This is a genomic window from Massilia sp. CCM 8734, from assembly GCF_011682155.1.
Lineage (GTDB): Bacteria > Pseudomonadota > Gammaproteobacteria > Burkholderiales > Burkholderiaceae_D > Telluria_A > Telluria_A rubra.
This window is the reverse complement of the sequence record NZ_WHJI01000004.1, coordinates 106,004-130,983: the sequence shown is the minus strand read 5'-3', so window position 1 is coordinate 130,983 and position 24,980 is coordinate 106,004. Positions and strand designations below refer to the sequence as shown.

24 protein-coding genes and 2 tRNA genes are annotated in these 24,980 nt (G+C 62.8%); 18 read left to right on the top strand and 8 right to left on the bottom strand.

All coding sequences use genetic code 11. The features are described from left to right. Positions 1 to 65: 65 nt before the first annotated feature. Positions 66 to 449, bottom strand: coding sequence for a VOC family protein (locus tag F2P46_RS05710; RefSeq protein ID WP_166886070.1), 384 nt, complete (start codon positions 447 to 449; stop codon positions 66 to 68). Then, positions 446 to 1,585 carry a GNAT family N-acetyltransferase gene (locus F2P46_RS05705; protein ID WP_166886068.1) on the bottom strand — a complete coding sequence of 380 codons (1,140 nt, stop codon included), beginning with the start codon at positions 1,583 to 1,585 and terminating at the stop codon, positions 446 to 448. Before F2P46_RS05705 ends, F2P46_RS05710 begins: the two co-directional genes overlap by 4 nt. Positions 1,586 to 1,724: 139 nt before the next feature. Between F2P46_RS05705 and F2P46_RS05700 the strand changes: the two genes are divergently transcribed. The 3 genes from F2P46_RS05700 (at position 1,725) to F2P46_RS05690 (ending at position 5,096) form a co-directional block, all read left to right on the top strand. After that, a complete protein-coding gene (locus tag F2P46_RS05700; RefSeq protein ID WP_166886066.1) occupies positions 1,725 to 3,794 on the top strand; it encodes an NAD(+) synthase in 2,070 nt (689 codons plus the stop codon). Between the two features lie 89 nt (positions 3,795 to 3,883). After that, entirely contained in the window at positions 3,884 to 4,222 is a 339-nt protein-coding gene (locus tag F2P46_RS05695) for a P-II family nitrogen regulator (RefSeq protein WP_166882158.1), read from the top strand. Between the two features lie 430 nt (positions 4,223 to 4,652). Then, positions 4,653 to 5,096, top strand: coding sequence for a hypothetical protein (locus F2P46_RS05690; RefSeq protein ID WP_166886064.1), 444 nt, complete (start codon positions 4,653 to 4,655; stop codon positions 5,094 to 5,096). Between the two features lie 268 nt (positions 5,097 to 5,364). Here the strand turns inward: F2P46_RS05690 and F2P46_RS05685 are convergent, their stop codons facing one another. The 3 genes from F2P46_RS05685 to trxB form a co-directional block, all read right to left on the bottom strand. Further along, a complete protein-coding gene (locus F2P46_RS05685; protein ID WP_166886062.1) occupies positions 5,365 to 5,973 on the bottom strand; it encodes a trimeric intracellular cation channel family protein in 609 nt (202 codons plus the stop codon). A gap of 119 nt (positions 5,974 to 6,092) precedes the next feature. Continuing rightward, positions 6,093 to 6,758 carry a Smr/MutS family protein gene (locus tag F2P46_RS05680; protein ID WP_166886060.1) on the bottom strand — a complete coding sequence of 222 codons (666 nt, stop codon included), beginning with the start codon at positions 6,756 to 6,758 and terminating at the stop codon, positions 6,093 to 6,095. A gap of 16 nt (positions 6,759 to 6,774) precedes the next feature. Next, positions 6,775 to 7,731: a thioredoxin-disulfide reductase gene (gene trxB, locus F2P46_RS05675; RefSeq protein ID WP_166886058.1), complete on the bottom strand. Its 957-nt coding sequence runs from the start codon at positions 7,729 to 7,731 to the stop codon at positions 6,775 to 6,777. Positions 7,732 to 7,948: 217 nt separating this feature from the next. Between trxB and F2P46_RS05670 the strand changes: the two genes are divergently transcribed. The 14 genes from F2P46_RS05670 (at position 7,949) to F2P46_RS05605 (ending at position 20,493) form a co-directional block, all read left to right on the top strand. Then, the gene (locus tag F2P46_RS05670; RefSeq protein WP_166886056.1) at positions 7,949 to 10,405 is read left to right on the top strand and encodes a DNA translocase FtsK; all 2,457 of its coding nucleotides are present in this window, start codon (positions 7,949 to 7,951) and stop codon (positions 10,403 to 10,405) included. Between the two features lie 532 nt (positions 10,406 to 10,937). Beyond that, entirely contained in the window at positions 10,938 to 11,570 is a 633-nt protein-coding gene (gene lolA / locus F2P46_RS05665) for an outer membrane lipoprotein chaperone LolA (RefSeq protein WP_166886054.1), read from the top strand. Between the two features lie 81 nt (positions 11,571 to 11,651). Next, positions 11,652 to 12,251: an energy transducer TonB gene (locus F2P46_RS05660; protein ID WP_166886052.1), complete on the top strand. Its 600-nt coding sequence runs from the start codon at positions 11,652 to 11,654 to the stop codon at positions 12,249 to 12,251. A gap of 86 nt (positions 12,252 to 12,337) precedes the next feature. Beyond that, positions 12,338 to 12,742, top strand: coding sequence for a DUF6463 family protein (locus F2P46_RS05655; RefSeq protein WP_208296513.1), 405 nt, complete (start codon positions 12,338 to 12,340; stop codon positions 12,740 to 12,742). A gap of 101 nt (positions 12,743 to 12,843) precedes the next feature. Beyond that, complete coding sequence (locus F2P46_RS05650) at positions 12,844 to 14,145, top strand: replication-associated recombination protein A (RefSeq protein WP_166886050.1); 1,302 nt, start codon at positions 12,844 to 12,846, stop codon at positions 14,143 to 14,145. A gap of 170 nt (positions 14,146 to 14,315) precedes the next feature. After that, a complete protein-coding gene (locus tag F2P46_RS05645) occupies positions 14,316 to 14,513 on the top strand; it encodes a hypothetical protein (protein ID WP_166886048.1) in 198 nt (65 codons plus the stop codon). A 117-nt stretch (positions 14,514 to 14,630) separates the two neighbouring features. Continuing rightward, entirely contained in the window at positions 14,631 to 15,335 is a 705-nt protein-coding gene (locus F2P46_RS05640; RefSeq protein WP_166886046.1) for a DUF3053 family protein, read from the top strand. Positions 15,336 to 15,778: 443 nt separating this feature from the next. Further along, positions 15,779 to 17,068 (top strand): serine--tRNA ligase, encoded by a 1,290-nt coding sequence (serS, locus tag F2P46_RS05635; RefSeq protein ID WP_166886044.1) that lies wholly within the window; start codon positions 15,779 to 15,781, stop codon positions 17,066 to 17,068. A gap of 65 nt (positions 17,069 to 17,133) precedes the next feature. Beyond that, positions 17,134 to 17,223, top strand: a tRNA-Ser gene (locus tag F2P46_RS05630). Between the two features lie 51 nt (positions 17,224 to 17,274). Further along, positions 17,275 to 17,364 (top strand) — tRNA-Ser (locus tag F2P46_RS05625). Positions 17,365 to 17,501: 137 nt separating this feature from the next. Beyond that, on the top strand, positions 17,502 to 18,140 hold the full coding sequence (locus tag F2P46_RS05620; RefSeq protein WP_166886042.1) for a hypothetical protein: 639 nt from the start codon (positions 17,502 to 17,504) through the stop codon (positions 18,138 to 18,140). Between the two features lie 183 nt (positions 18,141 to 18,323). Beyond that, positions 18,324 to 18,713 carry a lysozyme inhibitor LprI family protein gene (locus F2P46_RS05615; RefSeq protein WP_166886041.1) on the top strand — a complete coding sequence of 130 codons (390 nt, stop codon included), beginning with the start codon at positions 18,324 to 18,326 and terminating at the stop codon, positions 18,711 to 18,713. A gap of 60 nt (positions 18,714 to 18,773) precedes the next feature. Next, complete coding sequence (locus F2P46_RS05610) at positions 18,774 to 19,757, top strand: RNA ligase (ATP) (protein WP_166886039.1); 984 nt, start codon at positions 18,774 to 18,776, stop codon at positions 19,755 to 19,757. A 97-nt stretch (positions 19,758 to 19,854) separates the two neighbouring features. Beyond that, positions 19,855 to 20,493: a hypothetical protein gene (locus F2P46_RS05605; protein WP_166886037.1), complete on the top strand. Its 639-nt coding sequence runs from the start codon at positions 19,855 to 19,857 to the stop codon at positions 20,491 to 20,493. Positions 20,494 to 20,684: 191 nt separating this feature from the next. On the opposite strand, the gene F2P46_RS05600 is transcribed toward F2P46_RS05605, so the two are convergent. Together F2P46_RS05600 and F2P46_RS05595 are read right to left on the bottom strand one after the other, a co-directional pair. Continuing rightward, positions 20,685 to 21,521 carry a hypothetical protein gene (locus F2P46_RS05600; RefSeq protein WP_166886035.1) on the bottom strand — a complete coding sequence of 279 codons (837 nt, stop codon included), beginning with the start codon at positions 21,519 to 21,521 and terminating at the stop codon, positions 20,685 to 20,687. A gap of 79 nt (positions 21,522 to 21,600) precedes the next feature. Further along, the gene (locus tag F2P46_RS05595; RefSeq protein WP_166886033.1) at positions 21,601 to 22,566 is read right to left on the bottom strand and encodes a hypothetical protein; all 966 of its coding nucleotides are present in this window, start codon (positions 22,564 to 22,566) and stop codon (positions 21,601 to 21,603) included. 71 nt (positions 22,567 to 22,637) lie between these two features. Between F2P46_RS05595 and msrA the strand changes: the two genes are divergently transcribed. After that, positions 22,638 to 23,150, top strand: coding sequence for a peptide-methionine (S)-S-oxide reductase MsrA (gene msrA / locus F2P46_RS05590; protein WP_166886031.1), 513 nt, complete (start codon positions 22,638 to 22,640; stop codon positions 23,148 to 23,150). A 46-nt stretch (positions 23,151 to 23,196) separates the two neighbouring features. Here msrA and F2P46_RS05585 read toward each other — a convergent pair whose 3' ends face one another. Further along, positions 23,197 to 24,837 (bottom strand): DUF4394 domain-containing protein, encoded by a 1,641-nt coding sequence (locus tag F2P46_RS05585; protein WP_166886029.1) that lies wholly within the window; start codon positions 24,835 to 24,837, stop codon positions 23,197 to 23,199. Positions 24,838 to 24,980 lie beyond the last annotated feature (143 nt).

Here is a 24,980-nt window from a genome sequence, read left to right as displayed (position 1 = left end):
CCGTGTCCGAAATAGCTACACGGTCGATTATGGCCCCTATTTGCCGGTTGCACCGCTACATTGATTTACTCGTGACAGCAGACGCACAGCTTGTTGCCATCCAGATCACGGAAATAGGCGCCGTAGTAGCTGGCGTGATACTCGGGACGCAGGCCGGGCGCGCCGTCGCAGACGGCGCCGTGGGCGAGGGCGGTGGCGTGGGCGCTGTCGACCGCCGCGCGCGAGGGCGCCAGCAGGGCCGTCATCTGGCCGTTGCCGGCGTCGTGCCGGCCGGCGAACGGGGCGCCGATCAGGAACAGCGGGCGAGGGTGGCCGGGCTGCATCCAGCCGGCCCAGGGCCTGGCCGGATCGCTGAACTTGAGCGCCAGGCCCAGTTGCGCCATCAGCGCCGTATAGAAGTCGAGCGCGCGCGTAAAGTTGCCGACGCCAATGAACACGTGCGAGATCATGCGGGGTCCTTGAAAGGGTTGCGGTCGTTCAGTTCATCGATGTATTCGTCGATGCCGCCGCTTTCGCGCTCCAGGAAGCGCTCGATCGCGTCCGAAAACGCCGGGTGCGCCAGCCAATGCGCCGACCAGGTGCGGGTCGGCAGGAAGCCGCGCGCCATTTTGTGTTCGCCCTGGGCGCCGCCTTCGAATACGCCGATGTTTTGCTCGATGCAGAATTCGAGCGGCTGGTAGTAAGCCGTTTCGAAGTGCAGGCAGGGCACGTGTTCGAGTTCGCCCCAGTAGCGGCCGAACAGGGTGTCGGCGCTGTGGATCACCAGCGAGGCGGCGATCGGCCGGTCTTCGCGTTCGGCGATCACCAGCAAAATATTGTCCGGCATGCTGCGCCCGATGCGCTGGAAAAAATCCAGGTTCAGATAGGGCGAGGAGCGGTGCGCCGCGTAGGTGCGCTGGTAGCAGCGGTTGAACAGGCGCCAATCTGCGTCCGTGGCATCGGCCCCGCGCACGCGGCGCATCGTCACGCCGGCTTCGCGCACCTTGCGCCGTTCGGCGCGGATGTTCTTGCGCTTCTTTTGCTCCAGCGTGGCCAGGAACGCGTCGAAGTCCGCGTAGCCGGCGTTGAGCCAGTGGAACTGCACGCCGCTGCGCAGCATGAAGCCGGCCGCCTCCAATTGCTTTACCTGGTCCTCCGGCGGGTACAGGATGTGGGTCGAGGAGACCTCGGACGCGTTTTGCGTTGCCACCAGCGCGGCCAGCAGCGCGCCACGGGCGTTGGCGTCGCGCGCCAGCAGGCGCGGCCCGGTCACTGGCGTGAACGGAATTGCCGACAGCAGCTTCGGATAGTAATCGACGCCGTTGCGCTGGTAGGCGTCGGCCCAGGCCCAGTCGAACACGTATTCGCCATACGAGTGCATCTTGACGTACAGCGGCATGGCGGCGACCAGCTCGGCGCCGTCGTACAGCGCCAGGAACTGGGGCTGCCAGCCGGTGTCGGCGCACGCGCTGCCCGACTCGTGCAAGGCGTCGAGAAAGGCGAACGAGAGAAAAGGATTGGCGGCGGCCTGGGATGACGCCAGGGCGTCCCAGGCGCTCTGGCCGATCTCGGAAAGAGAGGATACGATATGCGTGCGATAATTCATTCTTGTCGAATCGGCTATTCCATTATTTTGGCGGGCGACGCCGGCTGTGGTTCGGGTCGGTCCATTGCATTCTACGCAAAAAGACACGAAGCGTTCGGATGCCCTGCCGCGCGCGCCGCCACCCTACGAAAGACACTGCATGCAGAACGACTTCTTCAACCTCTATTCGCACGGTTTCGCCCGGGTCGCGGTGGCCACGCCGCGCTGCAAGATCGCCGATCCCGTCTTCAACGCGGCCCAGACCATCGCGCTGGCCGAAGCGGCGGCGCAGCAGGGTGCGGCGCTGGTGGCGTTTCCCGAGCTGGGATTGTCGGCCTACAGCTGCGACGACCTGTTTCATCAGGCGGCGCTGCTCGACGCCTGCGAAGCGAGCCTGCGCACGGTCGTCGATGCGAGCGCGCAGCTGCCGCTGGCGCTGGTGGTCGGGCTGCCGCTACGGGTCGGGCATCAGCTGTTCAACTGCGGCGTTGTGGTCGCGGGCGGGAAGATCCTCGGCGCGGTCCCGAAAAGCTATCTGCCGAACTATGGCGAGTTTTACGAGGCGCGCCAGTTCAGCCCCGCCGACAGCGCGCCGTGCGCCCAGATCGAGCTGCTGGGTCAAAGCGTGCCGTTCGGCGCCGGCCTGCTGTTCGAGGTCGATGGCATCGCGCTGCTGCGCTTTCATGTGGAGATCTGCGAAGATGTGTGGGTGCCGATTCCGCCATCGTCGTTCGCCGCGCTGGCCGGGGCCACGGTGCTGGTCAACCTGTCGGCGTCGAACGTGTTGGTGGGTAAAAGCGGCTACCGGCACCAGCTGGTGTCGCAGCAGTCGGCGCGCTGCCTGGCGGCCTACCTGTACACCTCGGCGGGCAACGGCGAATCGTCGACCGACATGGCGTGGGATGGCCAGACCCTGATCTACGAAAAAGGCGACTTGCTGGCCGAGGCCGAGCGCTTCCAGGACGACTCGCACATCATTTACGGCGATGTGGACCTCGAGCGCCTCTCGCGCGAGCGCATGCACACCACCACGTTCGCGCAGCAGGTGCGGCACCATGCGCAGCAGGTGGCGGCGTTTCGGGTGGTGCGTTTTGCGCTGCCGGGCGCGCCGGGCGGCGGCAAGGCGCTGGCCTTGAACCGGGCGGTCGAGCGCTTCCCGTATGTGCCGTCCGACCCGCACAAGCGCGACGAGCGCTGCACCGAGGTGTATCACATCCAGGTGCAGGCGCTGGTGCAGCGCTTGTCGCAGAGCGGCATGCAGAAGGTGGTCATCGGTGTCTCGGGCGGGCTCGATTCGACCCACGCGCTGCTGGTCTGCGCCAAGGCGATGGACCACCTGAAGCTGCCGCGCGCGAATATCCTCGCCTACACCATGCCGGGTTTTGCCACCAGCGAGCGCACCCTGCGCCAGGCGCGCGCGCTGATGCAGGCGGTCGGCTGCGAAGCGCACGAGATCGACATTCGTCCGAGCTGCATCCAGATGCTCAAGGACCTCGGCCATCCGTACGCGGCAGGGCAGGAGACCTACGACATCACGTTCGAAAACGTGCAGGCCGGCGAGCGCACCAGCCATCTGTTCCGGCTGGCGAACTTCCATCACGGGATCGTGATCGGCACGGGCGACCTGAGCGAGCTGGCGCTGGGCTGGTGTACTTACGGCGTGGGCGACCATATGTCGCACTACAACGTGAACGCCAGCGTGCCCAAGACCTTGATCAGCCATTTGGTGCGCTGGGTGGCCGAGTCGGGCGTGATCGGGCGCGGCGGCTCGGACGTGCTGCTGCAGGTGCTGGCGACCGAAATCAGCCCCGAACTGGTGCCGGGCAAGGCGGGGGAAGACAAGCCGGCGCAGAGCACGGAAAGTTCGATCGGGCCGTACGAGCTGCAGGATTTTAATCTGTACTACATCCTGCGCTACGGCTTTGCGCCGTCGAAAGTGGCGTTCCTGGCGTGGTCGGCCTGGAACGACCGCGAGCAGGGCGACTGGCCCGATGCGCTGCACGCCAGCCGCAATCAATACGCGCTGGCAGACATCAAAAAGCACCTGGGCACGTTTGTATACCGCTTCTTCAAGATCAGCCAGTTCAAGCGCTCGTGCGTGCCCAACGGGCCGAAGGTCGGCAATGGCGGATCGCTCTCGCCGCGCGGCGACTGGCGCGCCCCGAGCGACGCCGAGGCGGTCGTGTGGCAAGCCGACCTGGCCAGGATTCCGGATGAAGTCGGGAAATAGCACAGTCGGTCGTTTACAATAGCGGCAACAGCGGGGACCTCGAACCCCGGTAATTCCATCGCGTGAAGAGCATCTATTTAGGAGTAGCCATGAAACAAATTACTTGTGTGATCAAACCGTTCAAGCTGGACGAAGTGCGCGAAGCGCTGGCCGACGTGAATGTAACGGGACTGACGGTCACCGAAGTCAAGGGTTTCGGCCGCCAGAAGGGCCACACCGAGCTGTACCGTGGCGCCGAGTACGTGGTCGATTTCCTGCCGAAGGTCAAGATTGAAGTGGTGGTGGACGACGCCATGGCCGACCAGGTGGTGGACGCCATCATCAAGGCGGCGCGTACCGGCAAGATCGGCGACGGCAAGATTTTCGTGCAGGATGTGGAGCAGGTGATCCGTATCCGCACCGGCGAAACGGGTCCGGAAGCAGTTTAAGTCTGCTCAGCAATTAATCCCCTAACCGGGGACAAGCCAGGCTTGCACGCCGACAGGAACACTCGAAGCGCTGTATCAGCGCAGGCCCCGGCTCTGGAAAGCGATGTTTGCCGACAATCCGCTACGGTCCGACCTCCATGACGCGGATCGGCGATGTGCTTTCCCCCTTGCGTGATCGCTTACTGACAGTCTACCGAATCAGGCCTGCGGGGTGGAGGTGATGCAGGTCAGCCAGTTGCTCGACACCGGCACGAGCCACCTCTTGGTGCTGCGCATGCAAGACGCATTGACCTCGGCGCCAGTGCGAGTGTATGCTGCAACTATTGCATCTTGTGCATCGAATGCATCGAATGCATCGAATGCACGGAGCGACCTGTATCATTAAATAAGGCTAAGCATGACAATTTTCTCAAGTCCCTCTGGGATCAGAGTGCAAACTTCAATCGAGAGGAACCCAATTCCGGGGTCCGAAAGCCGCATTAGCTATGTCGGAGTAGATGGTGCCGCTGCCCTCTACCATGGGTACCTCGACTATAAGCTCAATGAAAATGCCCTGGAAATTCACACCATGACCGCTTTGCCGCACGGATCGGGCTTGGGGTCCCTATTGCTCTATGTTGCTGCGCTGGAGGCGGTGATGAACTGCCTCGGCCGTATCGAGGCATTCAATGTCGCCGCAACCGCCAGAGGCTTCTATCTTGGAGCCGGCATGCATCCCAGCCGCGCCTCACGTGAGAATATTCAAAAGATGGACCTCCAGAGGAATGAATTTGATATCAAGTTCCACCTTGCGCGCAACGCGGGAACGTGGGATGGGATGGCGCGCCACGTGAAGGACAATGCATTCAAATCGATTGAAAGCCGCTGGACTTGAGGCGCGCCTCCTGCGGACCAAGGACCGTCTGGCAGCGCGTGCGCGTCGTCAAACTGGTGCCGGCCGGTCAATCGCAGTCCTCTTTCGTCGACACCCGCTAAGTCAGTGCGCATAAATTCTGGTCATGTCCAGCTTCCGGCAGCGGGCGCCTTGCAAGGCATCCGCCTCTGTTCGCTAAAAATCACAATCACTTTTCGCGCAGCGCTTGAAAGAGTGATAACAGGCGCCAGCCGCACTGACCCGGCAGGAACTATTTGGAAGGGAAGTTCTACGAGCGCCCCATGCGCATGTCGAATTTCCACGTCAGCAGGCGCAGCCCGCTGATCACCGTGGCGCTCGACCACAAGGCCAGGTCGGGATCGGCCCCGAATTTTTTCATTATCAGATACATCCAACTGCCGATAAACGCGCAAATGGCGTAAGGTTTCCCATCGCGGAACACCATCGGCACCTCGTTACACACAATATCGCGCAGCACGCCGCCGAAAATTCCGGTAATCACGCCCATCATCGAAGCGATGAAAATCGGCATGTGCGCTTCCAGCGCCGAGGCCACCCCGGCAATCGAGAACAATCCCAGCCCCACCGCGTCGGCCACCACGATCAGCCGTTCCGAGACGATCTGGCGCAAGGTGCGGATCAGGGGCGCGGCCATCAGTGCCAGGACGAAAATGAGAATCGCGTATTCCTGGTGCGTGACCCAGAACAGCGGGCGCCGGTCGAGCAGGATGTCGCGCAGGGTGCCGCCGCCGAACGCGGTGATGAAGGCCACGGTGAATACGCCGACCAGATCCATGCGCTTGCGCCGCGCTTCAATGAAGCCGGAGAAAGCGCCGACCAGGATCGCCATGATTTCGATGAGCGTAATGAGGGTCATGCGGTGCACTGTACTGTGGCGAATATTGCTAGCCTAACATGCGCCCGGCATGATGGACAGTGTAAGCGGTGCGCCCGGGAAAATAGCGGGCGCGAGGGTGGGTCCGATTCAGGCCCGGTTCAGGTGCCGATGGCCGATTTGAGCAACACAATCAGGGCGCCGTGGCTGCGCCCGTCCACATTCGCCGCGCAGAAGGCAATCACTTCATCCTTCTGTTCCAGCCAGCTGTGCACCATGGAGCGCAGCACCGGTTCGCCGCCGGCCGAGCCGAGGCCCTTGCCGTGGATCACGCACACGCAGCGCAGCTTGCGCCGGCCGGCATTGTGCAGGAACTCGCCGATGGCGTCGCGCGCGGCATCGCGGCGCAGGCCGTGCAGGTCGAGCTCGTCCTGTACAGGCCAGTAACCCTTGCGCAGCTTGCGCACCACGTCAGTGCCGATCCCGGCGCGCGAAAAACTCAGGCTGGGATCGTCTTCGAGCAGGTGGTCGACCTCGAACTGGTCCGAGAGCGACTCGCGCAGCACCGCCGCATCATCCTCGGCCTGGCTGCCGAACACCTTGGCCGGCTTGACCTTGAGGTTGATGCCGGGCGGGGCGTTGGGCACGAAGCGGTTCGACTCGGGCAGCTTCTTGACGCCGCCGATGGCGCTGTTGAACAGGTTGGCTTCTTGCGCGGCCACCCGTTCGCGTTCTTCGCGCTCGGCTTTTTCGCGCGCGCGCGCTTCGTCCTTGCCCTTGAGCTGCTCGCGCAGGGATTTCAGATCGGAAAAGTCTTTCATCGGCATTGTTTTCGTTACCTAATTAATCGTTCAGGCTTTCCAGGTAGCGCTGGGCATCGAGCGCCGCCATGCAGCCGGTGCCGGAGCTGGTGATCGCCTGGCGGTAGATGTGATCCTGCACGTCGCCGGCGGCAAACACGCCCGGGATGTTGGTCGCGGTGGCCATGCCTTCGAGACCGGTGCGGGTCTTGATGTAGCCGTTGTGCATGTCGAGCTGGCCTTCGAAGATCGACGTGTTCGGCTTGTGGCCGATCGCCACGAACAGGCCGTGCACCGACAGGGGCGTGATCGCGCCATCGACGGTCGACTTGATGTTCACGCCGGTCACGCCGCTGTCGTTGCCGACCACTTCTTCCAGGGTGTGGTTGTACTTGATCACGATCTTGCCTTCGGCCGCCTTGGCGTTCAGGCGGTCGATCAGGATCGGTTCGGCGCGGAACTTGTCGCGGCGGTGGATGATCGTGACCTTGTTGGCGATGTTCGACAGGTACAGCGCTTCTTCGACCGCGGTGTTGCCGCCGCCCACGACCGCAACTTCCTGGTTGCGGTAGAAGAAACCGTCGCAGGTGGCGCAGGCCGACACGCCCTTGCCCATGAACGCGGTTTCGGACTCCAGGCCCAGGTACTGGGCCGAGGCGCCGGTGGCGATGATCAACGCGTCGCAGGTGTACTCATGGCTGTCGCCGATCAAACGCATCGGCTTTTCATTCAACTTTGTCGTGTGAATGTGGTCAAACACGATTTCGGTATTAAAGCGCTCCGCGTGTTGCAGCAGGCGCTGCATGAGGTCCGGGCCTTGCACGCCCATCGGGTCGCCCGGCCAGTTTTCGACGTCGGTGGTGGTCATCAGCTGCCCGCCTTGTTCCACGCCGGTAACGAGCATCGGCTGCAGGTTGGCGCGCGCGGCGTAAACGGCCGCGCTGTAGCCGGCTGGGCCGGAGCCGAGAATCAGAACTTTGGCGTGTTTGGTAGTGGTCATGGGGCGGGCTTTAATCGAAATGTGTATGAAGAGAAACTGGGGTCGATTGCGGTCAGATCAAGTGGCGCAGAAATTCAATTGCGCACCCTCGATTATAGTCCATGATGCGCCCTAGCATGAATCATGGGCCCGATGCCCTCTGGATGGCTTAGAATGAGCGCATCGTCAACATCGTCATCTACGTCGCATCATTGCGGCAGCACTGTAAGTAACAAGAATGCCTAAGACAAGCCAATCTCCCAACGCCAGTTACACCCGAAAGCCCGTCACCCGGCAGCCCTTGCCGAACCGCGTGGTGCGCCTGTTGTCCGAGGCGCGCTGGATCGCGCTGGCCGTGGTGTTCCTGTATTTCGTCATGATCCTGCTCACCTATAACAAGGGTGATCCGGGCTGGTCGCACGAGGTGCAGGTATCGCAGGTGAGCAACCTGGGCGGGCGCGCGGGCGCCTACCTGGCCGATCTGCTGCTGTTCATTTTCGGCTTCTCGGCCTGGTGGTGGTGCATCTGTTTCCTGCGCATCCTCTGGAAGGGCTATCGCTCGCTGAATCAAAAGTTTGTGCTGGAAACAGAAGAAGATCCCGAACACCAGCAGGAAGCGACCATCCGCTGGATCGGCTTCGCGGTCTTGTTTGCCGGCAGCCTGGGGCTGGAATTTTTGCGCATGTGGTCGCTGTCGGTGCAATTGCCGCGCGCGCCGGGCGGGGTGCTGGGCCAGTTGATCGGGCACGCGGCCCATTCGGCGTTCGGATTCACCGGCGCGACCTTGCTGCTGCTGTTGCTGTTCGGACTGGGCTTCAGCCTGTTCTTCCACGTCTCGTGGATGGGCGTGGCCGAGCGCATCGGCGGCGCGATCGAAAACGCCATCGACTGGTTCCGCCTGCGCTACCAGGACCGCGAAGACCGCAAGCAGGGCGAAGTGGCGGCCGTCAAGCGCGATGAAGTGGTGGTGCATGAGCGCGCCAAGCATGGGGTGGCGCCGCCGGTCCGGATCGAGCCGCAGGTGATGGAAGTGGTCCAGTCCGAACGCGCGCTGAAAGAAAAGCAGCTCGACAGGCCGGTGGAGCCGTTGGCGCCAATAGCGCCATTAGCGCCGCGGCCGCTCGCCGGCAAGGTCGAGAGCCGGCCCGATCTCAAGATCGAGAAGCCGGCCGAACGGCAGGCGCCGCTGTTCCGCGACATCCCGGGCGACTCCTCGCTGCCGCCGCTGTCCCTGCTCGACGACGCGCCGGAAGTGCAGGAAACCGTGTCGGTGGAAACGCTGGAATTCACCAGCCGCCTGATCGAAAAGAAACTGTCCGACTTCGGCGTCGATGCCAAGGTGGTGGCGGCGTATCCGGGTCCGGTGGTGACGCGCTACGAAATCGAACCGGCCACGGGCGTGAAGGGCAGCCAGATTGTCGGCCTGGCGCGCGACCTGGCGCGCTCGCTGTCGCTGACCTCGATCAGGGTGGTGGAAACCATTCCCGGCAAGAATTTCATGGCGCTGGAGTTGCCTAATCCGAAGCGCCAGATCGTGCGCCTGACCGAAATCGTCGGCTCCAAGATCTATAACGACAGCACCTCGCAGCTGACCGTGGCCCTGGGCAAGGATATTGCCGGCAAGGCTGTCATTGCCGACCTGGCCAAGATGCCGCACTTGCTGGTGGCCGGCACCACCGGTTCGGGTAAATCGGTGGGGATCAATGCGACCATTCTGTCGCTGCTGTACAAGTCCGACCCGGCCGACGTGCGCATGATCCTGATCGATCCGAAGATGCTGGAAATGTCGGTGTACGAAGGCATTCCGCACTTGCTGGCGCCCGTGGTGACCGACATGCGCCAGGCAGGCCATGCGCTGAACTGGGCGGTGAACGAGATGGAGCGCCGCTACAAGCTCATGAGTAAGCTGGGCGTGCGTAACCTGGCCGGCTACAATGCCAAGATCGCCGAGGCGGCCAAGCGCGAGGAACATATTCCGAATCCGTTCAGCATCACGCCCGATTCGCCGGAACCGCTGGAAAAACTGCCGACCATCGTCATCATCATCGACGAGCTGGCCGACCTGATGATGGTCGTCGGCAAAAAGGTCGAGGAATTGATTGCCCGTATCGCGCAAAAGGCCCGTGCGGCCGGCTTGCACCTGATCCTGGCGACGCAGCGGCCGTCGGTGGACGTGATTACCGGCCTGATCAAGGCAAATATTCCGACCCGGATTGCGTTCCAGGTCTCGTCCAAGATCGACTCGCGCACCATTCTCGACCAGATGGGCGCGGAAGCGCTGCTGGGCATGGGCGACATGCTGTACATGCCGCCAGGCACCGGTTTGCCGGTGCGGGTGCACGGCGCGTTTGTGTCCGACGAGGAAGTGCACCGGGTGGTGGCCCACCTCAAGCTGTCGGGCGCGCCGAACTATATTGAAGGCATTCTCGAAGGCGGCACGCTCGAAGGCGAGGGCGGCGCGGAAGGTGGCGCGTCGGGCGAGGCCGGCGGCGAGGCCGATCCGATGTACGACCAGGCGGTGCAGGTGGTGCTCAAGAACCGGCGCGCCTCGATCTCGCTGGTGCAGCGTCACTTGCGCATTGGCTACAACCGCGCGGCACGCTTGCTGGAGCAGATGGAAAACAGCGGGGTGGTGTCGCCGATGCAGTCGAATGGCAACCGCGATATCCTGGTGCCGGCGGCCAGCGCGGAGTGACGGATTGCCCGTCGCGCATGCGGGGCACGTTTGGCCATTGGCCATTGGCCTGCGCTCCGTCGCCCCCGCGAAGGCGGGGGTCCAAGTTTGTTCGCTTCGTTGCTGACGCAAGCATTAACTTGGACCCCCGCCTGCGAGGCTGTCTCAAAACGCTAAAATCACCGATAGGCGGTAGACTCTTATCCGTCATTCCCGGCCTGGGCGGCCCCCTTGGCGGGAATCCCATTCCGTGGCATAGCAGCGAACTTGGATTCCCGCCTGCGCGGGAATGACGGTGCTGGAGGTGGTAGTCGTTGAACGCGTCCCTTTTGAGGCAGCCTCCTGCGCGGGAATGACGGTGCTGGAGGCGGTGGTAGTCGTTGAACGCTTCCCTTTTGAGACAGCCCGCCTTCGCGGGGGCGACGCGTCGGTGGCACGGGACGACGCGTCGGCTGTGAAAGCGACGGCCGCTGTCCACCAACACATCCGCTCAACCGTTACAAGAACAAGGGCGCCCGATACTGAGCGCGCCCGTCATTACATAAGGATACGAATGCGATTTCCATTCAACAAAACCAGCGCCATCCTGGCCCTGAGCCTGGCTTGCGCCGGCATGGCCCACGCCACCGCCCTCGACCAATTCAAATCCTTTGTCGCCGGCACCAAAGCCGCGCGCGGCGAGTTCACCCAGCGCCAGGTCAAGAAGGCCGACTCCGGCAAAGTGGCGGCGCCATCGTCCGGCACCTTCGTGTTCGCCCGTCCCGGCAAGTTCATCTGGACTTACGTCAAACCCTACGAGCAACTGTTGCAGGCGGACGGCGAGCAACTGTATATCTACGACAAAGACCTGAACCAGGTCACCACCAAAAAACTCGGCGACGCGCTCGGTTCGTCGCCAGCCGCCATCTTGTTCGGCAGTAACGACCTGGAAAAGAACTTCACCCTCTCGGAAGCCGGCACGCGCGACGGCCTGGAGTGGCTCAACGCCGCGCCCAAGGGCAAGGATTCGCAATTCGAACAGATCAGCATCGGCCTGCGCAACGGTACGCCCGAAGCGATGGAACTGCGCGACGCCTTCGGCCAGACGTCGGTGCTCGCATTCAAGAAATTCGAGAAAAACCCGCCCTTGACGGCAACCCAGTTCAAATTCGTCATTCCCAAAGGCGCCGACGTCGTCAATAATTGATCCCTCTTCCCTCGTGGAGCTCACGTGAATTCAAGAGCAATCGGTACTGTACTGGCTGTGACTTTTTTTACTGGCGCCACAATGGCTCCCGCCCTGGCGCAGATCCGCGTGCCGTCGCCCCAGGCCGACCGCTTGCCTTCGGCCTGCACCCGGCTCGACTGGCCGCCCGAGGCCAAACGCTACGAGCTGGAGGGCACAACCGTGCTCGACTACCGGATCAAGGAGTGGCGCATCGCCGATGTCAAGGTGCGCAAAGGCAGCGGCTGGCCGATCCTGGACGCCGCCGCAGTGCGTAGCCTGCAAGCGTGCAAGCTGAAAACCGATGCCGCGCAGCCACGCGAGAGCGCCGTGCGGACGGTCGATTACGTCTGGGCCGGCGCCGCCGGACTGTCGGCGCGGCCGCAGCTGCATCCCGACAGTTGCGCACCCTCCGCACAGGTGCGCGGCTTCGTGCCGCTCGACCGCACACCGACCGCCGCCGATGGCGTGCTGGTGCGCTTCCTGACCAATGGCCGCGGCGAGCCGTTCAATATCCGGCTCGAAGGGCGCATCACCGACAACGCGCTGGCCGAGCACATCAGGCAGTACGTGCAGGGCTGCCGTTTTGTCGCCGCCAACGTTCCCGGACCCAAGACCGACGCGGTGTACGGGCGCGTGCTGCTGGCAGCGCCAGGCAAATAAACCGGCATGCATATCTGGCAATATTGATTTCTTCGATATATGATCGCTTGCCGGCCCACTCCGGGCCGGATTATCGGGAGAGCATCATGAAGCACTGGATCAGCCGTTGGTTGATAGGCGTTGCACTACTGCATACGGCGTTTGCGTTTGTCGTCATGGGACCGCCTATGCTGGAAATGCTGCGTGGCGGCCTGTTTAACACCGTCAAGAACATGACCTTGGCAGCGACCACCTGGTTCTTCCTGTTCGGCCTCTTGCTGGCGCTGATGGCGGTGCCGCTGCACGCGCTCGAGAAAGCCGGCGTGGCGCTGCCCAAGTCGTTCGGCTGGGGCTTGCTCGGACTGGCCGCGCTGGGGGTGCTGCTGATGCCGGACTCGGGTTTCTGGCTGGTTTTCCCGCCCGCGTTCGCCATTTTACGGCGCAAGACCGAGGTGGACATGGCTGGCGGCGCCATGCAAAACATCGTCACCGGGCCGGGCGTGCCAAGATAATCGCATCGGACGGGAACTGTCGCGCAGCGCGCGGGTCTTATCTTGAACGCCGATTCGCGCCATGCGCTAGACTAGGCGCTTCCTATTGATGAAGACTTCGCATGGACGATTTGTTCAAGACCGAACCCGCAGCGCCCCTCGCCGAAGCGCTGCGTCCGGCAACGATTGACGAGGTCATCGGCCAAAGCCATTTGCTGGGCGAGGGCAAGCCCTTGCGCCTGGTATTTAAGTCGGGCAAGCCGCATTCGATGATCCTGTGGGGGCCGCCCGGGGTCGGCAAGACCACCCTGGCGCGCCTGACGGCCAATGCCTTCGGCTGCGAATTCATCGCCTTGTCGGCCGTGCTGTCGGGCGTGAAGGATATCCGCGCCGCCATCGAACAGGCCGAGCACCACCTGGCGACCGGCAAGCACACGATTCTGTTCATCGACGAAATCCACCGCTTCAACAAGTCGCAGCAGGATGCCTTGCTGCCTTTTGTCGAGTCCGGCCTGGTGACCTTGATCGGCGCGACCACCGAAAACCCCTCGTTCGAGGTCAATTCGGCGCTGCTCTCGCGCGCCCAGGTGTACGTGCTCAAGGCCCTGACCGACGCCGAGCTGTTGCAGTTGCTTAAGCGTGCCCAGGACAAGGTGCTGGGCCACCTGACGTTCGACGAGGTCGCCATCGCCACCCTGGTCGGTTACGCCGATGGCGACGCGCGCCGCTTCCTCAACCTGCTCGAACAAACCAAGACCTCGGCCGCCACCTCGGGCCTGACGCACATCACCGGCGAATTCGTCGACAATGCGCTGACCCTCAATTCGCGCCGCTTCGATAAGGGCGGCGACAATTTCTACGACCAGATTTCGGCGCTGCACAAATCGGTGCGCGGCTCGCATCCGGACGCGGCGCTGTACTGGCTGTGCCGCATGCTCGACGGCGGCGCCGATCCGCAATACCTGCTGCGCCGCATCGTGCGCATGGCGTGGGAAGACATCGGCATCGCCGACCCGCGTGCGATCCAGATCGCCAACGACGCCGCCGCCACCTACGAACGGCTCGGCTCGCCAGAAGGCGAACTGGCGCTCGGGCAGGCCGTCATCTACCTGGCCATCGCGGCCAAGAGCAATGCCGGCTACAACGCCTACAACCGGGCGGTGGCGTTCGTCAAAAAGGACAAGTCGCGCGAAGTGCCGGTCCACCTGCGCAATGCGCCTACCAAGCTGATGAAGGAGCTCGGCTACGGCCACGAGTATCGCTACGCGCATGACGAACCGAACGCCTACGCGGCCGGCGAAACCTACCTGCCCGACGGCATGGTCGAGCCGCGCTGGTACGAGCCGGTACCGCGCGGAATCGAGGCCAAGATCGCCGAAAAACTGGCCTGGCTGCGCGGACTGGACGCCGACGCCGGCGACTAAACTGCACACCGCCCGCAACGGCGGGCGTTCTTGCGTGCCGAATACAGCTCGTCGCGGGCTTGCGCATCCTGTCCCGGCATTCCGGCGCTTCATCGCAAGGCGCTGGAAGGGTGGCGGGCGAGTGGGTAAAGTAACACCATACCAACTCGCCCCACCCACTGGAGAAGATCATGAAAGTCCGTAAAAACCTCGAAGCCGTTTTCCTCGCAGCGACCGTCATGGTCACGTTTGCCGCTTACGCCACCGCCGATGTGCCGGTGCGCGCCATGGCCGCGCCGGCCCATGCCGCCGCCGCCGACAGCAATATGACGGTCGTCGTGGTCAGCGCCAAGCGCCTGAGCGCCGCCGAAAAAGCCGTGCAACAGTAAGCAGCGGCAGTAAGCAGTAAGCGTAAGCACGCGGCCGGCGTCAACTTATTGCTGCCATATTTGCATTTTTGCACTATGATAAAAGTCTTATCATAGGAGTCATTAATGCAAACAGTCATGAAATTTTCACAACGTTCCCTGTTGTGGATGCTGGGCGGCCTGCTTGCCCTCGGCATCGCCGGGTGCAGTTCCGAGCCCAAGGAGCGCGCGGCGTTCATCACCTTCCTGCAAACCCGTATTGTCGACAAGCCCGGCGTGCATGTGCCCAGGCTGACCCCGGAAGAAGAAAAATCGTTTGGCGCCTACAGCAAGCATTTTGCCGTGATCAGCGATTACAACAGGACGATCGATAGCAAGGTCGAGCAGCCCTTGCGCAACGTCACCGGCATGCGCATGCCGCGCACCATTGCCGACCTGCCGGCGTGGCGCGAGAATATGGTCACCTTGCGCAAGACCAGCGTGCAAGTGCGCAACACGATCGATACCGAGCAGGCCGCCGCCGGCGTCAAGCGGGTCGCGCTCAAGCAGCCCGACGACCTGCGCATGGTCTTCGACAAGGCCTATGGCCGTATCGTCTCGGATCCGGGTAATGGCGTCAAGGACATGCTGACGGCGCTCGAAAGCATGATCGACAGCGCGGAAAAACTGACGGCTTTCATGGATGCCCATAAAGCACAGATCAGGCTCAACGGCGCCATGGCCGAGGTCGACGATCAAAAAGTGCTGGATGAAATGAATGTGCTCATGAAGGACATGAACGCCGGCAGCGAGAAGGTGGCACAGGCGCAACGCAAGCTCAACGCATTGGTCTCCGGCCACTAAGAGCCTATCTCGGTAGGCCGGAGTCGCCGTTGGCGCGCCCGGCAGACGGGGGCGGCGTTGTTCGTCGTTGCATGGCTTGCCATGCGGCCTCCTCGCGCCTTGCCCGCGTCTGCCATGCATCGCCCCCGGCTTCCCGGCCTATCGACATAGGCTCTAAGGCCGGGAGAGCCGCCGCGATGCAGGCCCGGCAAGGTGCCATTGTTCAGGGAATCGGTTAAACTGTTCATTGAACAACCGGCCAGTGCGCGTTGTGCAGGCACGGGCCTGCCGCCCGGCTGCCTCATCAAGTGCATCTCCTTGATTTGAGCGTTGTGAAACCGGCTTCCTCACGAAGCTTTTATTTTGCTTGAACCGTGCGCGGGACCATCCGCACGCGCGGTTCTCAGGGAGAAGCGATTCCGGCGACGGGTCCTTCCGCCCTCCACATACCGGCACTTCCGACAATGATAGACATTCAACTTCTCCGTAAAGATATCGACAACGTCGCCGCCCGCCTGGCGACGCGCAAGTTCCAGCTCGACGTGGCCGGCTTCACCGCCCTCGAAGCCGAACGCAAGGCGATTCAAACGCGTACCGAAGAGCTGCAAAGCAAGCGCAACTCGCTGGCGAAGCAGATCGGCATGCTCAAGGGCAAAGGCGAAGACACGTCGGCCGTGATGGCCGAAGCCGCCGGCCTGGGCGATCAGCTCAAGGCCGACGAAAGCGCGCTGATCGACGTGCAAGCGAGGCTGGCCGTGTTCATGGAAGCGGTGCCGAACCTGCCGCACGCCTCCGTGCCCGCAGGGGACGATGAAAGCGGCAACGTCGAAGTGCGCAAGGTCGGCACCCCGCCGGTATTCGACTTCGAGGTGCGCGACCACGTCGACGTCGGCAGCGCGCTCGGGCTCGACCTGGTGACGGCCGTCAAATTGACCGGCTCGCGCTTCTCGGTGATGAAGGGCGGCATCGCGCGCCTGCACCGCGCGCTGGCCCAGTACATGCTCGACACCCACACCGGCGAGCATGGCTACACCGAATGCTATACCCCGTACCTGGTCAACGCCGATTCGCTGCGCGGCACCGGCCAGTTGCCCAAATTCGAAGCCGACCTGTTCTCGGTCAAAAAGGGCGGCGCGGAAGGCGAGGGCGAGACCTTCTACCTGATCCCCACCTCGGAAGTATCGCTGACCAACACCGTGCGCGACGAAATCGTTGCCATCGAAACCTTGCCGATCAAGATGACGGCGCACACGCCGTGCTTCCGCTCGGAAGCGGGCAGTGCCGGGCGCGACACGCGCGGCATGATCCGCCAGCACCAGTTCGACAAAGTGGAATTGGTGCAGGTGGTCCATCCCGACACCTCGTACGACGTGCTCGAAGAGATGGTCGGGCACGCCGAGGCCATCCTGAAAGGGCTGGGCCTGCCGTACCGCGTGATGTCGCTGTGTACCGGCGACATGGGTTTCGGCGCGACCAAGACCTACGACCTGGAAGTGTGGCTGCCGGCGCAGAACACCTACCGCGAGATTTCCTCGCTGTCGAACTGCGAAGCGTTCCAGGCGCGCCGCATGCAGGCACGTTTCCGCAACGCGGCCGGCAAGCCGGAACTGCTGCACACGCTCAACGGTTCCGGCCTGGCCGTGGGGCGCACCCTGGTGGCGGTGCTGGAAAATTACCAGCAGGCCGATGGCAGCGTGGTCGTGCCGGAAGTGCTGCGTCCGTACATGGGCGGCCTCGCCGCGTTGAAGCCCTGAAAATAGCGCTTCCCTTTTTTTGGGAGGGGGGCTATAATTTTGCCTTCTCGCAGCAATGTGAGAAAGGAGAGGTGGCAGAGTGGTCGAATGTACTTGACTCGAAATCAAGCGATGGGGCGACCCATCCGTGGGTTCGAATCCCACCCTCTCCGCCAGGAATAAAGAAGGAATCCCCTACTGCCAGGGGATTTTTTTTGAAGTAAGCAGGAGAGGTGGCAGAGTGGTCGAATGTACTTGACTCGAAATCAAGCGATGGGGCGACCCATCCGTGGGTTCGAATCCCACCCTCTCCGCCAGTATCAGGAAAAACAGCTCCCCAAGGGGAGCTTTTTTTTCGTCCGTGCAACCCCGTTTGCGCTCCCGATCCGTTTCATGATGCAGCCGATGACACATTGTCCAGTCGGGTCCTCCATCTCAAGAAACGGATCTCCACATGAAGCACGCCAACAAGCAATCCATCTCGCTGCAGCGTATCGACATCGCCTCGCCTTGCACGGCCTCATGGGACGACATGCAAGGCGATGAACGCGTGCGTCACTGCAACGACTGCAACAAGAACGTTTTTAATCTCTCGGCCATGCCCGAGGCCGACGCCACCCGGCTGCTGGCGGACAACCATCACGGCGATCTGTGCGTCCGGTTTTACCAGCGCCAGGACGGCACGGTGATGACCAGCGATTGCGGCGACAGCCAGCGCGCCATGGTGCGCCAGGCGTGGCGGGGCCTGGCGGACATGGCCGGCGCCGCCGCGCTGGCCCTGTCCGCCGCCGGCGCCGCCTTCGCCGCCACCCCAGCCCCCGCTACGGCGGCCGCCGTAGCGCCTGCCGCCAAGCCGCCGGCGATGCGGGTGACCATGGGCGCGCCGCCGGCAACCCGCCCGCCACGCAAGCCGGAGGCGTCCGCAAGCGAGGCGATCGGGCAAGAAGACGCTGCCGGGCCACATCGCGAGCTCACCGGCAGGGTGGCGGTGGCGCATGATCGGGCTGAGCCGGCAGGCAAGGGCGCGCAGCGCAACCATGGCGTCCATTGGGAAGGTGCTCCCCCCGTGGAACCGGTCCAGCCGGCGAAGTAAGGTTTGCGCCGCCCTGTGAGTTTTCATGGACGGGGCATTACGCTTGTCTCAGGAAGCCCGATCAGGGCTGGTCGGATCACTACTATGCTCCTTTGATAACATTCCCGGAGCCGACCTGCGATGAAAACGATGCTGCTCTTGCTAGCGCTGCTGAGCGCCACGCCGGCCCGTGCGGAAGCGCCGATGAATCAATGGCTGGTGGCCGCGGTCGCGAAAGAAATGGGAAGAACCCCCTCCCAGATCAGGAAAAGCGTCACTGAAAACAATTGCGCAGGGCGGTTCAGCGCGACGGAAGAGTGCCTGTCGGTGAAACTGGCCGCGCGCGAAATCCAGATGCGCACGCAATATGCGCGTGCGCAAAAGCGCCTGCCCGAGGCGCGCGATCGCGACAAGCTGTCCAGGGCGCAGCAGGCGTGGATTATCTTTCGGGGCGCCAGTTGCGAATACGAAGCGACGACCACGGCAGAGGCCCGTTCCTACAGCGTGCAAGAACGTGCGTGCCAGTCGTCGATGACCGAAGCGCGCATCAAGACCTTGCGCGCATATGCGGAATGTGGGAATGACAACTGCTGATCCGGCAGCGTTGTATACTTGCGCAAGTGAATCATTAAATGAAACAGTCAGGAGTAATACATGCGTAAATTAGCCACCGTTCGCAAGGTCATCGATATCGCGCCAATTCCGGGCGCCGATGCGATCGAATGCGTCACGGTCGACGGCTGGAAGGTCGTATCGAAGAAGGGCGAATTCCAGATCGGCGGCAACGCCCTGTATCTCGAAGTCGATTCCTGGGTGCCGGAAGCGCTCGCGCCTTTCCTGTGCAAGGACAAGCGCGAGTTCAATGGCGTTTCCGGCGCGCGCTTGCGCACCGTAAAACTGCGCGGACAGATCAGCCAGGGCCTGCTGCTGCCCGTGCCGGAAGGCGCCGCCGAGGGCGACGACCTCACCGAGATGCTCGGCATTCAAAAGTATGAGCCGCCGATTCCGGCCGATCTGCAGGGGATCGTGAAAGGGCCGTTCCCGTCGTTCGTGCGCAAGACTAATCAGGAGCGCATCCAGAATCTCGTGGCCGAACTCGAAGAATGGGTGGAGGCCGGCCTGGAGTGGGAAGTGAGCGAAAAGCTCGACGGCTCCAGCCTGACCGCGTATCTCTTCCAGGGCGAATTTGGGGTTTGCAGCCGCAATCTCGATTTGCTCGAAACCGAGAATAATTCCTATTGGAAGCTTGCACGCGAGAACAAGCTGGAAGCGTTTCTGCGCGCAAGCGGGCGCAACCTGGCCGTGCAAGGTGAGCTGATCGGGCCTAACGTCCAGGGCAATCCTTACGGGGTCGGCGCGCCGCAACTGCATGTGTTCGACGTCTACGACATCGACCGCGGCCGCTACCTGACGTCGGCCGAGCGCATGGCCCTCCTCGACGGCGCCGGCATCTTGCATTGCCCCGTGCTGGGAACGCAACATCTGGCCGGCGCGAGCGTTGCATCGCTGTTGGCCAGCGCCGAAGGCAAGAGTGCGCTCAAGGCCGGCACCGAGCGTGAAGGGTTCGTATTCAAGTGCCTGAGCGCGGATGTCAGCTTCAAAGCCATCAGCAACAAGTTTTTGCTTGGCGAAAAATAACATTAACCCCGTTTGCACGACACGGCCGTTTCATTCTGTACCGATGTGAAAAACGCCCATCCGGGCTTCCCACGCACTTAACGAAACGGATCCGACCATGAAACCAGCACGCCCCCAGCATCAGCCCATTGCACTGCACCTTGTCGAGATTCCGGAACCGTGCGGCGCCTCATGGGACGACATGACGGGCGATCATCGTGTTCGTCACTGCAAGGAGTGCGACAAGAACGTCTTCAATCTGTCGGCCATGCCTGCCATGGAAGGGGCCGCGCTGATCGCGGAGAACCTCAACGGCGATCTGTGCGTGCGCATGGACAAGCGCCAGGACGGCAGCGTGGTCTCCAGCGATGGCGCCGACAGTGTGCGCGCCGGCGCGCGCCAGCCATGGCGCCGGCTGCCGGGCCTTGCCGGCGCCGCCATGCTGGCCTTGTCGGCCGCCGGCTGTTCCACAGGCGACGTCCAGCCGGTAACGCCGGCGAGCGCCGGCGCGACGGTCACTCCGGAGCTGCCCACGACGGTGCTGATGGGCGCGCCGCCAGCGACGGAACCTCCTGCCGTTGTCGTTGCGCCAGCGACGGAACCTGCTGCCGTTATCGTTGCGCCAGCGAGTTCGCTCGTCACGGGTGCCCGCCAGTGCGAAAGCAACGCCCAATTACAGCGGCTGATGGGGCGGCCGCAAGCCGGGCATTCGATGCCGAATGTCCTGGTCGATAGTAAAGGTATCTGCACGCGCTGATCGGCCGGGCGGCCGCCAGCAGCCTGTCGGACTTGGGATCGTCGGCTGCAAAAATACCTGGGACGGTCCATATTTCGCCGCTTTCTCGGCCAATAGCTCGCTGTTGGCACTGAGAAATCGTCAAAATCTGACCTCGGCCAGCTATTTTTTCGCTTCGACTCCCCAAGTCCGAAAGGCTGCTAGCGCTGTGTTCATGCGTTGGTCGGCAGCGATTGCTGCTGGCGCGCGATCAGCGCATGCAGCAGCGCGAACGATAAAATCGAACTCGGATGAATCTTGTGAAACACCTTGCCATCGACATCGATGATGCTCGATTTCTCGGTCCACAAATTGGTGTTGATATTGCTGATGCGGGCAATCTGGATGCTTTTCTGTCCGATCTGCAAGCTGTCCGCGCTCAGGATCATGTCGAACGTCGGGAAATCCATATTCCGCGTGGCGACCATGCTTTTCGATTGCGCCACGCTATCCTCGAAGTAGCGGAAGATCACCGTTTTTCCGGCGCGCAGCTGCTGGTGCAGGGCCTCGCCCCGATGCTGGATCTGCAGGCTGTTCAAGCGTTCGCTCAATTCGCCAAAGCGGTGAATGCGGCTACCGATAAACGTCCACGGCGCACCCGGCGCGGCGCGATAGCCGATACCGCCGTAAAAGAAGCTGTACAGGTCTTCCAGGTCGCGGTACAGCGTGACATTGTCGCCCCCGGGACCGCTGGCGTGGATGCCGTTCTCGAACAAGCGGAAGGTCGGCTGCGATGCCGCCAGGCGCCAGAACACAAGCGCGGTCACGACGCCCAGCGCCAGCGAGCCGAATCCCACCATGTACAGGAACGAGACATCGCCGTTGAGTTGGAAATCGATCCCGATGCGGGTGGTCATCCACAACACGAACAAGCCGGCCGCGGCGAAAAGCGCCGCCATGAACAAGCCGACGCCAAGAAACGAACGACTTTTGCCATAGGTGGCAATCAATGGACCGAGCGCCCCGGTGGCGCCACTTCCCGCATCTGGCTTCTTTTCAGTGGAAATCATTGCTCGCTTTCGTGATCGACGGTGACTGCGCCTGCATCGCGCAGCATGGCAAGGTTAAGAATCCGACAAGCCGATTCTATCAAACTTCGTTGGCACGGCCCTTGCGCATCTTTTTCAGCCGTCGGGCCTCCTTGCGGCGCCGCGCCTGCATATCGAAGATCATGAAATGCAGTACCTCGCCCGACAGGATCGCCTTCGCATGCATCTTGTGAAACTCCGAGCCATCCTTCCTGCTCCGTATCGTCATACTGTTTGTCCAGCGGTTGAAGCTGATCACGTCGATGTGCTTGATGTCGATGACTTTCTGGCCGATATGCACCCGCCGTTCATCCATGGTCAGCACGAACGTCGGATATTCCTCGAAATACTTTACGCCGTGGCTGACGCTGCGTGCGGCCTTGTCGTCCAGATAGCGGAACGTGAGCGTTTTTCCAGCGCGCAGCCGGTCGACTAGTTTGGCGGCCCGTTGTTCTCTATGCAGATAGCGCAGGCGGTGAGTCAAGCCACTGTATTGCCGGATGCGTTTGCCGATCAGGATCCAGGGCTGCTGCGGCGCGCTCCGAAAGGCGCAGGTGCCGTCATCAAAGTACAGAATATCGTCGATATCGCGATACAGGGCGGCGTGCCGCCCGTCGGGGCCGCTGGTGCGAATGCCGTACTGATACAGCCGGTAGGTCTGCTGCGCCAGCGAAACGCGCCGGATACCCCAGCCGATGGCAAAGCCCAGGACCACAGCGCCGATTCCCGCCGCCCCGAGCATCCATGCATTGCTGGCGAACTCATACCTTGCCACGTCCTGCGTGCTGAACCAAAAGGCGAGCAAGCCGTTTGCTACCAGCAGCGTCGCGATGGTATTGCCGGTCAAACGGAAAAAATGCTCGTTGCGGTGCGTCGCAAGCAAGGCGCCGAATGCAGCGTCGTCCGATGCTCGTTGTAGTGTCATTACTCGCCTAGTGATCGAATCCGTGAAGATTTTACCAAGCGAACCCGTCCCGCGTGCCAGTTGCATGGCATCGACTATTGCAATATGGCGCTGGCGTCCCATCTATGATCGGAAAGGCATGCTTGAGTATATGCCTGGATGCAAACTATTACTTGAATAACGAGGACGCACAGATGAAAACAGAACAAGCAATCCTGGCCGGCGGGTGTTTTTGGGGCATGCAAGACTTGATCCGCAAGATGCCTGGCGTTCAGTCCACGCGGGTCGGTTACTCGGGCGGCGACGTGCCGAACGCCACCTACCGCAACCATGGCACGCATGCCGAGGCGATCGAAATCACCTTCGATCCCGATGTGATGAGCTACCGCAAGTTGCTGGAATTTTTCTTCCAGATCCACGATCCATCCACGCCGAATCGCCAGGGCAACGATACCGGCATGAGTTACCGGTCCGCCATCTACTACGCCAGCGACGCGCAGAAGGCAACCGCGCTCGACACCATCGCCGACGTCGACGCCTCCGGCATGTGGCCCGGCAAAGTGGTCACCGAGCTGGCGCCGGCCGGACCTTTCTGGAACGCCGAGCCGGAACACCAGGATTACCTGGAGCGCAATCCGGGCGGCTACACCTGCCACTTCGTGCGCAAGGACTGGCGCCTGCCGCAGCGCGACCAGAGCGCGGGCTAAGCGCTGCCCGCAGCCGTCGCCCGGCTGCGCCGCGCCCCGGCTGTCTTTACTTCATCAGCACCGCAATATCGAGCACGGCCACGCCGCCCGGGCCGATCACCGAGTTCGCCGGATCGGCCGTGCCGTTGAACGGCGCCGCCGCGCCCGTCGCAACGTCAACCCGGTACAGCGTGGCCGGCCCCATGCCGGCACTGCGCAAGGCCGCCAGCACCAGGCCGTTGGCGCCGCCGGCGATATCCATGCCGCCATCGCCCATCGCATCGACGCCGAGCGCGCCGATATTGGTCAGCGTGCCATCGTTGGGCGGATTTTGCAGCGTCAGGTTGTCGCTGGCGCTGTCGAGCACGAACAGCATGGTCGCCGTGGCGCCGGCAAAGCTGTTGGTGTAAGCGCCGGCCGTGACCACCGGTGCGGCCCCGGCGCGGTTGATGGCGCCGTCGGTCGTGGTCGCGCCCGTGTCGACATTGATGCGCAGGCTCTGGCCGCTGTTAGCGACCACGCGCAGGCGGTCGGCCACCGGGTTGAAGTCGACCGCGAATGCGCTGCCGGACATAGCGCTGAACGGCAGCGTGAGATCGGCCACATCGGCGGCCAACACCGCCTTGGCCGTCGCCACGCCGGTGTTGGGGTCGATGCTGACGATGCGGGCGCTTGAGGTAATCCCGTACAGCAAGCCATCCTTTGGCCGGATATCGAAGCCGAGCAGTTTTTCGCCGCTGTTCATGCCCGTGATGGCGACATCGGTATCGAATTTGGCCGGGGTTTGCGGCTTGAACGATACCAGGTGGGCGCCGTCGGTCAGGCCCAGCACCACTGGCGCCGCTGGCGTGCGCACGGCCAGGCCTTTGACGGTATCGGCCAGGTCGAGCGCGGCCACCAGCGTGGCCGGGTTGGCCGTGGCGGCCAGGTTGATCGCATACAAGCCGGCCTTGCCGCCCACCGTCAGCAGCGCCAGGGCGCGGTTGTTGCGGGCGTCGATGTCGAATCCGCCCACGGCGCTGGCTGTCACCCCCAGCGCGACCGGTACGCTCAGGGCGCCGTTGTTGGGCGGGTTCTGGGTGTACAGCGTGCTGCCGGCGGCGTCGATGACGAACAGGGTGGTGCCGCTGGCGCCGGCAAACGCGTTGGTGTACGCGGCCGCCGTGATTTTCGCCGTTGCCGGGCCGCCGTTGATGTTGCCGTCGGTGGTGCTCGCGCCCGAGTCGACGTTGATGCGCAGGTTCTGGCCGCTGTCGCTGACCACGCGCAGACGGTCGGCGACCGGGTTGAAGTCGACCGCGAAGTCGGCGCCGGCCAGGGCGGTGAAGGGCGTGCTGGTGTCGGCCGCGTCCGCTACCAGGGTCGCGCGCAAGCTGGCCGCGCCCGTGCCCGGGTTGATCGTGTAAATGCGCCCGCTGCTGCCCACGCCGTACAACTGGCCGTCCAGCGGGCGGAAATCGATGCCGAGCAGGGTCTCGGACGCTTGCAGGCCGGACAGCGCCACATTGGTGCGTACGGTAAGGTCGGCGTTGAGCGAGACAATGCGCCCGCTCGCGGTCAGCATGACCGTGTCGCCCGCCTCGAGCACGGGTTGCACCACCACCGGCGGCGGCGCGGCAGGGGAGTCGTTGTCGTCGCTGCCGCAGGCGGCCAGGGTCATGGCAATGGCGGAAGCGAGCAGGAGCTTGCTGAAGGGGACGGTATGCATGGTGGCCTCGTTTCTTATGAAAAAATCACCCGGATCGCGGGAGCGCACCACCAGATACGTGACGACTTGCTAATTGGATTCAAATTTCTTCACTTGTTTAACCCCGTCGTCGCGCGCGTGCCGTTTCATAGGGCAGCCGTACC